The sequence below is a fragment of the Campylobacter concisus genome (genome assembly GCF_003048575.1).
Lineage (GTDB): Bacteria > Campylobacterota > Campylobacteria > Campylobacterales > Campylobacteraceae > Campylobacter_A > Campylobacter_A concisus_U.
On the sequence record NZ_PIRZ01000001.1, the window covers coordinates 59,542 to 73,920 of the forward strand.

A 14,379-nucleotide genomic window follows, 5' to 3' on the forward strand; every position below is an offset into this window, starting at 1 on the left:
GAAATAATTGTTAATTGTGTCAAAATTTATGATGTTTGATAAATATAACCAAAAAGGAAGAATAAATGAGCAAGATTCTTAATAATCTAACTGTTCTTATCGTTGAGAATGAGGGAGATGGTAAAAAAATAGTACAAGAAGTTATGCGAGATAAATTTGAAAAAGTTATCACTGCTCAAAATGGCGATGAAGGACTTAAGAAATTTAAAAAATATAATCCAAATATGGTTATAACAGACGTTTTTATGCCTATAATGAATGGTCTTGATATGGCTAAATGCATTAAAGAAATTTCAAAAGATACACCTATTATAGTTTTTAGCACAAATAGTGAAAAAGAAACACTTCTAAAAGCGATAGATGTCGGTATTGATAAATACGTTTTAAAGCCGATTGATCTTGATGATTTTTTGGTTACTTTAGAAAATGTTGCTAAAAATAAGATAGAAACAGCAAATATTATTCAGGTTACAAATGGATATAGTTTTAATAAAATAAAACGTGTGCTTATCAGAGATGGTGTTGAAATTTCTCTTACAAAAAAAGAACTTGCATTTATATCTTTACTCATAAAAAGACTTGGTACGCTTGTGCTTCACGATGAAATAAAAAATGTTGTTTGGGTCGGTGAGAGCGTAACAGAGGCTGCTATTAGGACCTTTGTTAAACGTGTTAGAGATAAAGTCGGTAGTAATTTTATAAAAAATGTTCCTGGACTTGGTTACAAAATAGACAGAAGACTCTCCTAGTAAAAGAGAATTTATATTAATTAAGTTTTTTTATAGTTTTTCTACTCTAAAATAACCGAAAATTAATATAAATTTAACTAGGAGGAAAATTTATGCGACCATCCCAGTTGCTACATTATGATTATAGTGTGGCAAAACTCTTTATGTTCTCCACGATATTTTTTGGTATTGTTGGCATGGCTATTGGTGTTTTGGTGGCTTTTCAGCTTGCCTGTCCTGATCTAAACTATATAGCTGGTGAGTATTCGGCATTTGGTAGATTGCGTCCTCTTCATACTAACGGTATCATTTTTGGTTTTATGCTCTCTGGTATATTTGCCACTTGGTATTACATTGGACAGCGTGTTTTAAAAGTATCAATGAGTGAATCTCCGTTTTTGATGTTCATTGGTAAGCTTCATTTTTGGCTTTATATACTTGTTATGATTCTAGCTGTTGTGACACTTTTTATGGGCGAGAGTACATCTAAGGAGTATGCCGAGCTTGAGTGGCCACTAGATATCGCAGTAGTAGTAGTCTGGGTGCTTTGGGGCGTAAGTATATTTGGACTTATTGGTATACGCCGCGAGAAGACACTTTACATCTCAGTTTGGTATTACATTGCTACATTTCTTGGCGTTGCTATGCTTTATCTATTTAATAACATGGAAATTCCAACAAGGCTAGTTAGTGGATATGGCTCATGGCTACATTCAGTTTCGATGTATGCTGGCTCAAATGATGCCTTGGTTCAGTGGTGGTACGGTCATAACGCAGTTGCATTTGTATTTACAGTAGCGATCATTGCCCAAATTTATTACTTCTTACCAAAAGAGAGCGGACAGCCTATTTTTTCTTATAAGCTTTCGTTATTTTCATTCTGGGGCCTTATGTTTATCTATCTTTGGGCTGGCGGTCACCACTTAATATATACTGCTGTGCCTGATTGGATGCAGACTATGGGTTCGGTTTTTTCTATTGTTTTGATTTTACCTTCTTGGGGTTCAGCTATTAATATGCTTCTTACAATGAAAGGCGAATGGACACAACTTCGCGAGAGCCCGCTTATTAAATTTATGATTTTAGCTTCAACTTTTTATATGTTTTCAACTCTTGAAGGCCCTATCTTGGCTATCAAATCTGTAAATGCACTAGCTCACTATACTGACTGGGTGCCAGGACACGTACATGATGGTGCACTTGGCTGGGTTGGTTTTATGACTATGGCAGCACTTTATCATATGACGCCACGTGTCTTTAAGCGCGAAATTTATTCAAAATCCTTAATGGAAGCTCAATTTTGGATACAAACAACAGGTATCGTTTTATACTTTGCTTCTATGTGGATTGCTGGTATTACGCAAGGCATGATGTGGAGAGCAACTGATAGCTATGGAAATTTACTCTACTCATTTATTGATACTGTTGTAGTACTTATACCTTATTATTACATTAGAGCTATTGGTGGGCTTTTGTATTTGATTGGCTTTTTGATGTTTGCTTACAATATCTACAAATCAACTTCTGCTAAAGCTATTTTGGCAGAGCCAAAAAGTGCAACGCCTATGGGCGGTGCTAAAGCCAATGCGGAGGTGATGTGATGTTTGCTTGGTTAGAAAAAAATCCATTCTTTTTTGCAGTTTGCGTCTTTATTGTCATAGCTTACGCTGGCGTGGTAGAAATTTTACCCGACTTTGCAAATAGAGCTAGACCACTCGAGGGTACAAAACCTTATACAGTTTTAGAGCTTGCTGGAAAAAATATATATATACAAAATGGTTGCAATACTTGCCACTCACAGATGATACGTCCGTTTAAGGCAGAGACTGATAGATACGGCATGTACTCGCTAAGTGGTGAATTTGCTTATGATCGCCCTCATCTTTGGGGTTCAAAAAGAACTGGCCCAGATCTTATGCGTGTGGGTAATTATAGAACGACAGATTGGCATGAAAATCATATGTTAAACCCAGCCTCTGTTGTGCCAGGTTCGATCATGCCAGCATATCCATTTTTATTTAAGAAAAATGCTGACATAGAGACTGCTTACGCTGAAGCACTAACTGTTAAAAAGGTCTTTAACACACCTTATGATGAGAAAGATATGCCAGCTCTTGGTACTTTTGAGCAAGCAAATGCTAACGTGAAAGAGCAGGCTGCAAGTATCGTTGAAAATATGAAAGATGAGCAAGTAAAAAGTGCCTTTGCAAAGGGTGAAATTCGCCAGATCGTGGCACTTATCGCCTATCTAAATAGCCTAAAATAGGAGTTAATAATGGATATTAGAGAACTTCAAGCTTATGGCTATTTTATTTTGACAGCATTTTTAGCTATCACTTTGTACGCTTATTTTTTTCACCTTTACAAAAGTGAAAAGCAAGGTAGAAGAAATTATGAGAAGTATTCGAAATTAGCCCTAGATGATGAGATCGGTAGTAAAATTTTAGAGCAAAAGGCTACAAAGGAGAGCGTATGCAATGGCTAAATTTAGAAGATAATATAAATTTACTTGCGTTAATAGGTGCCATCTTAATTATCGTACTAACTGTCGTTGTAGCTGGCAAGTATGTTGGTCAAATGAAAGTTAAAAAAGATGAAAGCGTAGAGCTTAGCGAGCACAACTGGGATGGGATAGGCGAGTATAAAAACCCAGTTCCATTTGGTTGGGCGATAGTTTTTTTACTAACTCTTGTTTGGGCTATTTGGTATTATTTACTTGGTTATCCACTAAATTCTTACTCACAAATCGGTGAATATAATAAAGAAGTAAAAGAAGCAAACGCTAAATTTGAAAAAGAGTATGCAAACCCAAGCAAAGAAACGCTTCATGCTATGGGGGAGAGCGTATTTTTGGTGCAATGCTCAGCATGTCATGGCATCACAGGCGATGGCATTGGTGGCAAAGCTGCAAATTTACAAATTTGGGGTAGCGAACAAGGAATAGTCGATACGATACTAAATGGCTCAAAAGGGCTTGATTATCCTATGGGTGAGATGCCAGCAGGGCTAGCCGATGCTGATGGAGCAAAGGCTATCGCAGCTTATGTTGCAAAAGAGATAAGTGCTATAAAAAGTACAAAAAATGAAAATTTAGTAGCTATGGGAAAAGAGCTTTACGTAGCTTGTGCAGCTTGTCATGGAGATGACGGCAAAGGCATGGATGGTATGTCGGCTGATCTTAGTAAATATGGTTCAAGTGAGTTTATCGTAGATGTACTAAATCGTGGTAAAAACGGCAACATCGGTGTTATGCCTAAATTTAATGACGGCAGACTAAATGAGATACAACAAAAAGCAGTTGGCGAATATGTCATATCGCTATCAAAGGGCGAATAATGGAAAATAAAAATAGAAACATCTTTGCTTTAAATGGCATTAGCGGTTATTTGGTGGCAGTTTTGCTTTTGCTATCTATCCTTGGCGTACTTACTTATATTGGTATTGGCTTGCAAAAAGATGTAGCAACCAAACCTTACTCATTAAAAGATGCAAGTAACATTGAGATGAAGAGCGTTGATAACGCTAAACACGTCATTATAAAGGAGTAGTGATGCTAGGCATAATAGAAAAAGCCATAATCTTGCTTATAGTTGTTGCAGGGGCTATTTGTGCGTGGTCAGTGCTTACATCAAACCACCTTTTTGTAGGCTAGGTGTGAGAAAATTTATACTCATTTTTATATTTTTGCTCTCACAAAGTTTGGCTTTGGGAGCAAATTTTGTGATAAATAATGATGAAATTCTAAGCCAAAAAGTAAGTGTAAAGCTAAACGAGATCGGCAGTGAGCTTTATGCAAAAAGCGGTATAAATTTAGCAGTTGGCGTATATAAAGATGGTGAGCTAGAAGCTCTTTTTAAAGAGCAAAATCTTAGCTCGCCTTATGCCTTTTTAGCTCTTATCAGAGATAAAAAAAAGGTAGAAATTTTTGCCGACAGCAAAACCTCACAGCTCTTTAACAAGGAGCAAATTTTAAGTCCTAATCCAGAATCAGGCACCATCATCCCCATTTTAGTTTCAAAAAATGGCAAAGACGTCTATAACGCCGCTATCTTAAACGGCTACGCAGATATCGCCGAGCAAATCGCATCTAGCTTAAATTTACAGCTTGAAAGTAGTGTTGGAAATTCAAATAAAACTACGTTAAATTTTTTAAGATTTTTCATCTATGGTTTGGTTGCATTTTTTATAATTGTTATCTTTTATAAAAAGGTAAAAAATGGATAAAAAAACCTTTTGGCCTTATGCTATCGTGCTTAGCTTCATTGCTATCATTATCGCTTGCGCAGCAACGATCATCATAGCGCTGAAACATCCAGTCGAAATGGATAGCTCTTATATGCAAAGCTACCAAAATGTCGATGAAAACATAACCTTTATCAAAGAGAGTGAAAAACGCTTTGATGAGAAATTTGATCTAAAATTTGAGCCAAATTTTAATGCCCTAAATGCTAAGTTTAAATTTCATCTAACTCCTAAAAAAGGAGAAATTTCAGCTTTAAAATATGAAATTTTACTCACTCGCCCACAGACAAATAAAGAAAATAAAATTTTAAGAGCTTCATGGCAAGAAAATGATCTAGTAAGCGAAGAAACAAGTCTACAAGAAGGCAGGTGGCAGCTACTTTTAAGGCTAAGTGACACTAATGATACAAGGTATTATAAATTTGATCTTAATGTCACAAAATGATCTTAAAATCGTAGCTTTGGTATCTGGGAAAGATTTCAAAGCTAGATTTAAATTTTAATAAACTAATCTTTTTGGCTAAATTTAAAACCAAAATACTAAGTTTTTATCAAATAAAACTATAAATCAAATCTCTTTAAATCCAAAATTTAATCCCAAACGCTCGCAAGTGCCGACATATTCTTTAAATTTATAGATTAGTGGATGCCATTTTTGCGTATCTATCTTTTCATCTTTTAGTAAATTTTCATCTACAAAAATGCCTGTAATCTTACAAGTAACGATGCTAAACCACTCTTTTAACTCTATCTTTTCTACAACCGTTTCTATCTGTATCTTGCACTCTTTTATCCTGACGGTTTTTGCATTTATGCCAGGCTCTTTGCTGAGATTTGCCACCTTAAATTTATCGTGCTCGTAGGTGTAGCCAAGATTCTTTTTTTCTTCTGGCACGTTACTATCACCAGTTAGTTTTTCCATTTTTTGCACAGCTTCTAGCAGGCTTTCGTCACATAAATTTAGCGTGATATCTGAACCATTTTTGATATTTTTAAAGCCTTGATTTTCAATGCCTATGCCAAGTACCACTGTATTTCCTAACGTCCAAGAAGATGAAAGCACCGTGATATCATCGTTTGCGTTTTTATCTTTTGTGGTAGCCAGCAAAACCGGAAAGCCATAGTAAAAACCTTGTCTGTTTAACTCTTTATGCATTTTTGCTTCTTTTTTGTGATTGTAGCTTTTGGCTCTTTAAGGCTTAAAATTTTAATGTATTTAGATAAAAATTTAAAGCTTTACCTAAGCGTAAAAAGCGCTCTTTTATCAGCATTTAGCTATCATTGCTTAAAAATTTAAGAGAGAAAAATGCATAACCTAAACCAACTTTTTGTATTTACAAACTCGCGTAAGATTCGTGAATTTAATGCAAGTTTTAATGATGAGCTAATCCCAAAAAGCCTAAGTATCGCTGAGTTTTATAAAAAGGTAGTTTATGTAGACGGTAGGTTTGAGATTGATAGCACCTATGCTTTAGTGCTTATGAATAGAGCCTGTGCCAGTGTCAAAAAGGCAAACTCGGTTCTTAAAATTCCAACTGAGTTTTTTGAATTTTTGAAAAATAATGACTATCTTTTTTCATTTTTTAAAGAGCTAGCTATTAGTAAAAAGAGTATCGCTGAGATCAAATTTAACGATATTTACGCTAATTTTGAGGAGCATTTAAACATACTTGAAGAGGTTTTAAAAGAGTATGAGAGCTTGCTTGATAGAGAAAATCTCTACGATGATATAACCTTGCCAAAAATTTACTCCATTAATGAAGGCTATATCAGAAGCTTTAGTGAAATTTCACTGCACATAGATGGCATTTTAAGTGAATTTGAGTGGGAAATTTTAGAGAAAATCTCAAAGCTAACTACGCTAAAAATTATCTTTCAAACCAGTGTTTTCAACACAAAGCTAATCAATAAAATAAAGCAAATTTCAGCTATTAGCGAGATTGAAAATTACAAAAAATATGAGCTAAATTTAAAGACAAATGAGCTAATTTGCTTAGAAAATATCAAAAAATTTGAGCCAGTTTTAGAAAAGCGATTTGCGACTAGAAGCCTGCAATGTGCCTACGCTATGGTAAAGGCGAGCGAGTTTGTGCGTGAGGGTATAAAGCCTGAAAACATCGCTGTCATATTGCCAGATGAGAGCTTTAGTGAAATTTTAAGGCTTCATGATAGCAATAAAATTTTTAACTACGCTATGGGCGAGAGCTTTAAAGATACAAAATTTTATGAGACGCTTTTTTACATTACAAGAGCGATCAATGAAGAGGCAAGGCCGGTTTTTGATCAAAGTAAGTGTGAGAGCTACGAGGAGCTTGGCTTTATCTTGAACACACTTGGCGTAAGCGAAGAGCTTTTTAATAAATTTAAATCAAGCTATTTTGACCTTTGCGACTTTACTAAATTTAAAGAGCTAATAGACGAGCTTTTAATGCTTGAAAATGAGCCAAGATGCGAAGAAAAGCTTGCGCTTGAGCTCTTTAGGATTGAAAATTTATGTAGGTATTTTAGCTTTAGCTTAAAGCAGTTAAGTGAAATTTTTTTGCTAAATATCTCGCGCCTTAGCATCGATGATGTGGGTGGCGGAAAGATCAGTGTCATGGGCATGTTAGAGAGTCGCGGAATGAAATTTGATGGTGTGATCATAGTTGATTTTAATGATAACTTTATCCCAGCAAGAAGCACAAATGAGATGTTTTTAAACTCAAAAGTGAGGCAAAAAGCAGGGCTTATAAGCTACCTTGAGCGTGAAAATTTGCAGAGATTTTACTACGAAAGTCTTATAAATAATGCCAAAAAGGTCGCCATAAGCTGTGTTTTAAATGAAGAGAGTATTCCTTCAAGATTTTTTAAAAATTTCAAAACAATAAAAGATGAGAAATTTAGTGACGAGGCGTACTTAAAATTATTTTTAAAAGGAAGTACAAGCCTAAATTTAAGCGATGATGAGATCATTTTGGAGCATGATTTTTTCACTAAACCGCTATCATTTTCTACACTAAATTTATTTCTAGCTTGCCCAAGAAAGTATTATTACGCAAAGATAGCTGGTATAAAAGGAGCAAAAGCAATAGCAACTGAGCCAGGATCTAAGCAGGGAAATAGCGTGCATAAGGCGCTTTATGAATACTACACAAGTGATTTTTATAGACAAAAAAATACCTTTGATCTGGCTATTTTTAAAGAAATACTTGCAAAGCAAGATTTTTCTTCGCTTGAGCTTGAGATTTGGTCGCAGAAATTTAAAGAATACGCAGAGTTTGAAAATGAACGCTTAAGTGCTGGCTTTAGGGTGCTTGAGTGTGAAAAAGATATAGAGAGTGATTTTTGTGATGTAAAGATAAAAGGCATTATCGATAGGATCGATGCTAGCCCCGATGGTGAGCCTTTTATACTTGATTATAAAACTGGTGAGGCAAATGCGAACTCGCTTCAGCTTGCATTTTATGAAGTACTTTATGGTAGCGAGGTAAAAAGTGCTTATTTTGCCCTGAAGAATGAACCTGTGCTTATCAGCTCGAAGAAAAGTGTGGATGATCTAAAGGCCGAGATAGAAAATCTAAAGAGTATAAATAATACTAAGATAAATTTTGAAAGAAAGAGCGGAGCTTGTAAATTTTGCGAGTATGCCATACTTTGTAGGAGAGAGTTATGAAAGATTTTTTAGCCCTAAAAGCAAGTGCTGGAAGCGGGAAAACATTCGCTTTAAGCGTTCGTTATATCGCTTTGGTGCTTAGAGGCGAAAATATAAACGAGATCATCGCTCTAACCTTTACCAAAAAAGCGGCCAATGAGATGAAAGAGCGCATAATCGCAACTTTTTTGGACTTGCAAAACAAAAAAGACGAGCTTGATAAGCTTTGCAAAGAGCTTAGTTTGAGCCAAGATGAGGTCATAAAAAGACGCGATGAGAAGCTTGATAGGTTTTTGCAAAGTGAGTTAAAAATTTATACATTTGATGCATTTTTCTCTGGAATTCTAAAGAAATTTAGTCAAAATTTAGGGCTTAGTCCTGACTACAGCGTGCAAGATAGTCTGCAAGACCTGGCGTGGAAAAAATTTGTAAAAGAGGCAAGCAAAGATCAAAAGCTTCTTAGTGAGCTTGCACTCATGATGATAATCTCAAGCCAAAAAGAGGCGAGTTTTTCGCAGACTTTGGCTAAATTTTATGAGAGCTTTGGTGGTGAGCTAAAAGATAGTGGTGCAAGCTATCCAGATGATAGCAAGGTAAGAGCAGCGCAAAAGGAGATAAATGAGCATATAGCCTTGCAAAATGGTGCTAGCGATACGGCCAAAAAGACATTTAGTGAGCAAAATTTATTTGAGCTTTTTAAAAATAAGGTCTTTGAAAGAGAGAGCCTAGATTACCGCACTTTTAGTAAAATTTATACAAGTGAACTTGATAGGCTCTTTAACGAGCTAAAAGAGGCGGCAAAAGAGTATATTTTGGAGGTTGAAAGATACAGACTTAGCGGCTTTAGCAAGCTCTTAAACGTTTATAAATACTCAAATTTAGAGCTAAATAAAGAGATAAACGCTTTAAGTTTTGCTGATATAAATAAGCTGGTCTTTAAGCTTTTGGTTGAAAATTTTGATAAAGATGTGCTTTACTTTAGGCTTGATGGCCGCATAAATCACCTTTTGATAGATGAGTTTCAAGATACAAATGTGATCCAATATGAGATCATCTTGCCAATTATCACTGAAATCGTTTCAGGATACGGACAAAACGGACTTGGAAGCTTTTTTTATGTTGGAGATACGAAGCAGAGTATCTATAAATTTAGGGGCGGTAAAAAAGAGCTTTTCGATAAGCTTGGAGAGAAATTTGAGCAAATTTTGGTGGAAAATTTGCCTAGCAACTACCGCAGTTTAAAGGCTTTAGTGAAATTTAATAACGCTATTTTTGAAGAAATTTATCATAGATATGGGCTTAGCTTTGAGCCACAAGAGCCAGCTAAAAAAGATAAGGAACTAAGCTACAAAGTAAGTGGCGAGTGTCCTTATTTTGAGGTCAAGGAAGATGACTATGGCTACTTGCGTGTGCTAAGTTACGAAGATATCGCGGGTGCAGTCGTTTTACAAGTAAAAGAGCTACTTGCTGCTGGCGTAAATGCAAGTGAGATAACTGTGCTTTGCTGGAAAAATAGTGACATCAGCCTCATCTCAGAGGTGCTTAGCAGTGAGGGGATAAAAAGCATAAATGAAGGCACCTTGGAGCTAAAGCGAACACCGTTTGTTGCAGCGATCATCGAGTATTCGAAATTTTGTCTTTTTGGTGAAGAAATTTATGAAAAAAATGTAAAAGCACTTGTAGATACAAATCCTAAAAGGCTAAAAATAAAAGCCGAAGATAGTGCGACAAAAAGCCTATTTTATCTAGCTAAAAATTTATACATAAATATGGCTGATATTGATATTCTAAGGCTTTTTGAGCTAAGTAGTAGCTATAAAAATTTAAGCGATTTTATCTTTAATCTTGAAAATTTCAGCTCTAAAATCAGCCCAAAAAGCAGTGACGGCGTGAGAGTGATGACCGTGCATAAGTCAAAGGGGCTTGAGTTTGCTCACGTGATAGTTTGTGATATGATGAGTAAGGGCAGGGGCGATGACTCAAACTTTATAACAGAATATAGCGAAAAAGGCGAGTGGATAGTAAAAAGCCGAATTTCTGGCAGAGAAAATTTTGACCCTGAGTATGCTGGCGTGTTAGAGCAAATGAGAGAGCTTGAGAAGCAAGAAAATATCAATAAAATTTACGTTGCTTTCACTAGAGCTACAAAGTCGCTTATTATCATTAAACAAGCCGCTCCAAGTGGAAATAGTCCTAGCTTTTTTTCTTTTTATACTAGAAGTGATAAAAGCGAAGTAAACGACTATCTTGATCTAAAAGAGTTTAGCTTTGGCAAAATTTTGCCTAGCAAGAGCGAGCAAAAAGAGGCTACAAAAGATGAAAAAATGCCTGAAATTTTAAAGATAGAAAGGCAAGATGTAGAGGCAAGAGAGCAAAAAACGAGCGGTAAAAATTTAGAGGCAATCTATTTTGGTTTAGCATTTCACTATTTGCTCGAGATGAGTGAAAAATTTGATGAAAATTCGCTTTTAAAAGCTAAAAGTTTAATGCTAAATAAATTTTATAAATTTCTCTCACCTGATAGACTTGAAGATGCCTTTAAACGGGCAAAAATGCTAATAAATGAGCCAAAATTTTTAGAGTGTATAAAGGATAAAGAAATTTACAAAGAGCAGCCATTTAAAGTAAAAAACGAACTAAAACAAATGGACTTATTTTGTATTGGAGAGAGCGAAATTTGCGTGATTGACTATAAAACGACAGATAAAAATATTGAGGAAAATAAAAAACAAGTTGGAGAATACAAAGAGGCATTAAGTAAATTTTATCCAAAGCATAGTATAATCGCCGTCATCTTCTACGCTCTTAATGGAAAAATTTCATATATTGAAGTTTAAATGCTACTTAATTTAAGCTTTATAAAAGCATTCTTTAAATACAATCACAACTCAAAAATTAACTTGGCAAAGGTAAGAAAATGACAAAAATAACAAAGCCAAACGAAGTTAAACGAGACTGGATCGTTGTTGATGCAGCTGGTAAACGTTTTGGTAGATTGCTAACTGAGGTAGCAACTATACTTCGTGGCAAAAACAAACCATGCTTCACGCCAAACGTAGATTGTGGCGACTATGTTATCATCATAAATGCTTCAAAAGTAGAATTTACTGGTAATAACAAAGCTGAAGATAAACTTTATCACAGGCACTCAGGATATTTTGGTAGCGTAAAAAGTGAAAAATTTGGCGATTTGATAGCAAATAAGCCAGAAAAACTATTTAAATTAGCTGTTCGTGGAATGCTTCCAAAAACTAAACTTGGAAGAGAGATGATAAAAAAACTAAAAGTTTATGCTGGCAGTGAGCATCCTCATACGGCACAAATAGCTAAAAAAGAAGGAAAATAATTATGGCAAAAGTTTATGCAACTGGTAAAAGAAAAACTGCCGTAGCAAAGGTTTGGATAAAAGCTGGAAGCGGTAAAATCGTAGTAAATGGTATGGATCTTAATACTTGGCTTGGTGGACATGAAGCTATAAAGCTTAAAGTAATTCAGCCACTTCTAGTTACTAAACAAGAGAGTTTAATAGATGTAGTAGCTACAACTTTAGGTGGTGGTTATTCAGCACAAGCTGAGGCTTTAAGACACGGTATTTCACGTGCTTTAGCTGACATGGATGCTGATTTTAGAGCAGCACTTAAACCAAAAGGCTTGCTAACTAGAGATTCTCGTGTTGTTGAGCGTAAGAAATTTGGTAGAAGAAAGGCTAGAAGAAGCCCACAATTCTCTAAACGTTAATGAATTTTTGCAAGTGCTTTTGCATTTGCAAAATTTAAGTTGTGTAAATTTCAAATTTACATTGTTAATTAAATTATGATTTAGAGTCGGTTAAATTTTATTCAGTTAAAATGTAACCACTTTAAAATAAATCCTAAGAAAGGAATTCTAAATATGAAAAAGATTGCTTTAGCTATGGTTGCCGCAACAGCGGTTTTTGCGTCTAACGCAGCATATAATTATGAAGTTACTCCAACTATTGGTGGTGTTCACCCAGAGGGAAATTTACGTGTAAAAGACCATAACTTCGTTGGTGTTAGAGCTGCTAGAAATCTTGAAGATTTTTTCTTTGATCAAGTAGAACTTGGTGTTGATTACACTCAAAAAGCAAAAGAAAAAACAGGTAGCTTAACAAGAGAAGGAAGAGTTCTTAGATATCATGCAAATCTTGTAAAAGATATAGTTGATTTTGGACCAGTTAGTCTATATGGCTTAGTTGGTGCTGGTTATGAAGATGTTCCAGCTATTTTTGTTAAAAATGAAGATGGCGGTTTTGGCCAATATGGTTTTGGCTTAAGATATCAAGTAACTGATAGATTTGCTCTTAAAGCAGAAGCAAGAGACGCTATCAAATTTGAACATGCTGATCATAACCTATTCTATTCACTAGGCTTTGGTATCGGTCTTGACTCAAAAGCAGCTCCAGTTGTGGCAGCAGCTCCAGTTGTGGCAGCAGCTCCAGCAGCAACTCCAGTTCTTGATGATGATAATGATGGCGTGCCAAATGATATAGATCAATGCCCTAACACTCCAGCTGGCGTAGTTGTTGATGAAAGAGGATGTGAAAAAGTTATCGTTCTTAGAGATCTAGATGTTAACTTTGCATTTGATAGCTACAAAGTCGGACCAAAATATGCAGCTGAGATCAAAAAAGTAGCTGACTTTATGGGCGAACACCCAGATTATAAAGTTGTACTTGCTGGTCACACTGATAGCGTAGGTGCAGAAGCTTATAACCAAAAACTATCTGAAAAAAGAGCAAAAGCAGTAGCTGACGTTCTTGCTGGCTATGGCGTAAGCGAGGATAAAATTTCAACAGTTGGCTACGGCGAGCTTAAACCAATTGCTACAAACAAAACTAAAGAAGGCCGCGCGCAAAATAGACGCGTTGAAGCTACTTTCAATAAATAATCTTATTATTTAAGGTTACTTCTTTTAGGGGCTTAGCTTCGGCTAGGCCCTTTTTTATTTCTACGGAGAAAATAATGAAAAAAACCATACTTTTTGATTTGGACGGTACACTTATTGACTCGACTTCTGCTATTTTAAAAGGATTTGATAGAGCTTTCTTATCTCATGGTAAAAAAGAGCCAGACCATAATACATTAAAGTCTTTGGTTGGTCATCCGCTTGAAATAATGTTTGAAAGACTTGGTGCAAGCAAAAATTTAATTGATAGCTATATAAAAGAGTATAAAGCTTGCTATGAAAAAATTTATCTTGATGAGACGGTACTCTTAGATTATGCAAACGAAGCACTAAATGAGGCAAGTAGCTTTGCTGATGTGGGTATAGTTACTACGAAAACTTCAAAATTTTCTATTATCTTGCTTGAGCATTTAGGAGTTATGAAATATATAAAAACTGTTATTGGAAGAGACGATGTTACTAATCCAAAACCAAATCCAGAGCCTATAAATTTGGCTTTAATTAGACTTAATAAAAATAAAAATAATGCATTTATGATAGGTGATACCATTATGGATCTAATGGCTGCACAAGCTGCTTTTGTTGCAGGCGTGGGTCTAACTTGTGGGTATGGTCAAAAGAGTGATTTGGAGAAATTTAGTAAACATATTTTCTCAAATCCATTTGAAGCCGTTAACTTTATAAAAGAGGTTTAATAATCTAATATTCCTAAACTGCTTATATTTTAAATTAAATTCAACATAACGTTTAGCTTGCTTAGCTATAAAATTTACTCCAAAATCTTTTTAAAATATTTTAAATATTTAAATTACTCTAAATAAATTTGCTTTAAAAGCCTACTTTCATAGTAAA

General features: G+C 35.2%; 15 protein-coding genes. 14 read left to right on the top strand and 1 reads right to left on the bottom strand.

Annotation, left to right across the window (positions count from 1 at the left end):
* Window positions 1-65 precede the first annotated feature (65 nt).
* From CVS84_RS00315 to CVS84_RS00350, 8 genes are all read left to right on the top strand, one after another.
* The gene (locus CVS84_RS00315; protein ID WP_084041627.1) at window positions 66-749 is read left to right on the top strand and encodes a response regulator transcription factor; all 684 of its coding nucleotides are present in this window, start codon (window positions 66-68) and stop codon (window positions 747-749) included.
* A 92-nt stretch (window positions 750-841) separates the two neighbouring features.
* Window positions 842-2,329 carry a cytochrome-c oxidase, cbb3-type subunit I gene (gene ccoN, locus CVS84_RS00320; RefSeq protein ID WP_035167282.1) on the top strand — a complete coding sequence of 496 codons (1,488 nt, stop codon included), beginning with the start codon at window positions 842-844 and terminating at the stop codon, window positions 2,327-2,329.
* On the top strand, window positions 2,329-2,994 hold the full coding sequence (ccoO, locus tag CVS84_RS00325; protein WP_054196092.1) for a cytochrome-c oxidase, cbb3-type subunit II: 666 nt from the start codon (window positions 2,329-2,331) through the stop codon (window positions 2,992-2,994). Before ccoN ends, ccoO begins: the two co-directional genes overlap by 1 nt.
* A gap of 6 nt (window positions 2,995-3,000) precedes the next feature.
* The gene (locus CVS84_RS00330) at window positions 3,001-3,213 is read left to right on the top strand and encodes a cytochrome c oxidase, cbb3-type, CcoQ subunit (protein WP_081004420.1); all 213 of its coding nucleotides are present in this window, start codon (window positions 3,001-3,003) and stop codon (window positions 3,211-3,213) included.
* Entirely contained in the window at window positions 3,201-4,064 is an 864-nt protein-coding gene (locus tag CVS84_RS00335) for a cbb3-type cytochrome c oxidase N-terminal domain-containing protein (RefSeq protein ID WP_103576747.1), read from the top strand. The genes CVS84_RS00330 and CVS84_RS00335 overlap by 13 nt, the downstream gene beginning before the upstream one ends.
* Window positions 4,064-4,276, top strand: a complete 213-nt coding sequence (locus CVS84_RS00340) for a DUF4006 family protein (protein WP_103579726.1) — start codon at window positions 4,064-4,066, stop codon at window positions 4,274-4,276. Before CVS84_RS00335 ends, CVS84_RS00340 begins: the two co-directional genes overlap by 1 nt.
* A gap of 106 nt (window positions 4,277-4,382) precedes the next feature.
* On the top strand, window positions 4,383-4,952 hold the full coding sequence (locus tag CVS84_RS00345; RefSeq protein ID WP_107690717.1) for a hypothetical protein: 570 nt from the start codon (window positions 4,383-4,385) through the stop codon (window positions 4,950-4,952).
* Window positions 4,945-5,415, top strand: a complete 471-nt coding sequence (locus CVS84_RS00350) for a FixH family protein (protein WP_107690718.1) — start codon at window positions 4,945-4,947, stop codon at window positions 5,413-5,415. The genes CVS84_RS00345 and CVS84_RS00350 overlap by 8 nt, the downstream gene beginning before the upstream one ends.
* Before the next feature lie 123 nt (window positions 5,416-5,538).
* On the opposite strand, the gene CVS84_RS00355 is transcribed toward CVS84_RS00350, so the two are convergent.
* Window positions 5,539-6,126, bottom strand: coding sequence for a flavin reductase (locus CVS84_RS00355; protein ID WP_085657824.1), 588 nt, complete (start codon window positions 6,124-6,126; stop codon window positions 5,539-5,541).
* 150 nt (window positions 6,127-6,276) lie between these two features.
* Between CVS84_RS00355 and CVS84_RS00360 the strand changes: the two genes are divergently transcribed.
* The 6 genes from CVS84_RS00360 to CVS84_RS00385 all read left to right on the top strand — a co-directional run bounded on the left by CVS84_RS00360 (window position 6,277) and on the right by CVS84_RS00385 (window position 14,222).
* Window positions 6,277-8,622, top strand: coding sequence for a PD-(D/E)XK nuclease family protein (locus tag CVS84_RS00360; RefSeq protein WP_107690719.1), 2,346 nt, complete (start codon window positions 6,277-6,279; stop codon window positions 8,620-8,622).
* The gene (locus CVS84_RS00365) at window positions 8,619-11,438 is read left to right on the top strand and encodes a RecB-like helicase (protein ID WP_107690720.1); all 2,820 of its coding nucleotides are present in this window, start codon (window positions 8,619-8,621) and stop codon (window positions 11,436-11,438) included. Before CVS84_RS00360 ends, CVS84_RS00365 begins: the two co-directional genes overlap by 4 nt.
* A gap of 80 nt (window positions 11,439-11,518) precedes the next feature.
* Window positions 11,519-11,947, top strand: coding sequence for a 50S ribosomal protein L13 (rplM, locus tag CVS84_RS00370; protein ID WP_002939292.1), 429 nt, complete (start codon window positions 11,519-11,521; stop codon window positions 11,945-11,947).
* 2 nt (window positions 11,948-11,949) lie between these two features.
* Window positions 11,950-12,339, top strand: a complete 390-nt coding sequence (rpsI, locus tag CVS84_RS00375) for a 30S ribosomal protein S9 (RefSeq protein WP_021084780.1) — start codon at window positions 11,950-11,952, stop codon at window positions 12,337-12,339.
* A gap of 153 nt (window positions 12,340-12,492) precedes the next feature.
* Window positions 12,493-13,509 carry an OmpA family protein gene (locus CVS84_RS00380; RefSeq protein ID WP_107690721.1) on the top strand — a complete coding sequence of 339 codons (1,017 nt, stop codon included), beginning with the start codon at window positions 12,493-12,495 and terminating at the stop codon, window positions 13,507-13,509.
* 74 nt (window positions 13,510-13,583) lie between these two features.
* The gene (locus CVS84_RS00385; protein ID WP_107690722.1) at window positions 13,584-14,222 is read left to right on the top strand and encodes an HAD family hydrolase; all 639 of its coding nucleotides are present in this window, start codon (window positions 13,584-13,586) and stop codon (window positions 14,220-14,222) included.
* Window positions 14,223-14,379: the final 157 nt, after the last annotated feature.

What these genes read in the sequence shown, in the direction of transcription:
- rplM (WP_002939292.1), top strand. Translation starts at nt 11,519, where the DNA reads ATGACAAAAATAACAAAGCCAAACGAAGTTAAACGAGACTGGATCGTT.
- CVS84_RS00365 (WP_107690720.1), top strand. Translation starts at nt 8,619, where the DNA reads ATGAAAGATTTTTTAGCCCTAAAAGCAAGTGCTGGAAGCGGGAAAACA.
- CVS84_RS00335 (WP_103576747.1), top strand. Translation starts at nt 3,201, where the DNA reads ATGCAATGGCTAAATTTAGAAGATAATATAAATTTACTTGCGTTAATA.
- ccoO (WP_054196092.1), top strand. Translation starts at nt 2,329, where the DNA reads ATGTTTGCTTGGTTAGAAAAAAATCCATTCTTTTTTGCAGTTTGCGTC.
- CVS84_RS00360 (WP_107690719.1), top strand. Translation starts at nt 6,277, where the DNA reads ATGCATAACCTAAACCAACTTTTTGTATTTACAAACTCGCGTAAGATT.
- CVS84_RS00350 (WP_107690718.1), top strand. Translation starts at nt 4,945, where the DNA reads ATGGATAAAAAAACCTTTTGGCCTTATGCTATCGTGCTTAGCTTCATT.
- ccoN (WP_035167282.1), top strand. Translation starts at nt 842, where the DNA reads ATGCGACCATCCCAGTTGCTACATTATGATTATAGTGTGGCAAAACTC.
- CVS84_RS00340 (WP_103579726.1), top strand. Translation starts at nt 4,064, where the DNA reads ATGGAAAATAAAAATAGAAACATCTTTGCTTTAAATGGCATTAGCGGT.
- CVS84_RS00315 (WP_084041627.1), top strand. Translation starts at nt 66, where the DNA reads ATGAGCAAGATTCTTAATAATCTAACTGTTCTTATCGTTGAGAATGAG.
- rpsI (WP_021084780.1), top strand. Translation starts at nt 11,950, where the DNA reads ATGGCAAAAGTTTATGCAACTGGTAAAAGAAAAACTGCCGTAGCAAAG.
- CVS84_RS00385 (WP_107690722.1), top strand. Translation starts at nt 13,584, where the DNA reads ATGAAAAAAACCATACTTTTTGATTTGGACGGTACACTTATTGACTCG.
- CVS84_RS00355 (WP_085657824.1), bottom strand. Translation starts at nt 6,126, where the DNA reads ATGCATAAAGAGTTAAACAGACAAGGTTTTTACTATGGCTTTCCGGTT.
- CVS84_RS00380 (WP_107690721.1), top strand. Translation starts at nt 12,493, where the DNA reads ATGAAAAAGATTGCTTTAGCTATGGTTGCCGCAACAGCGGTTTTTGCG.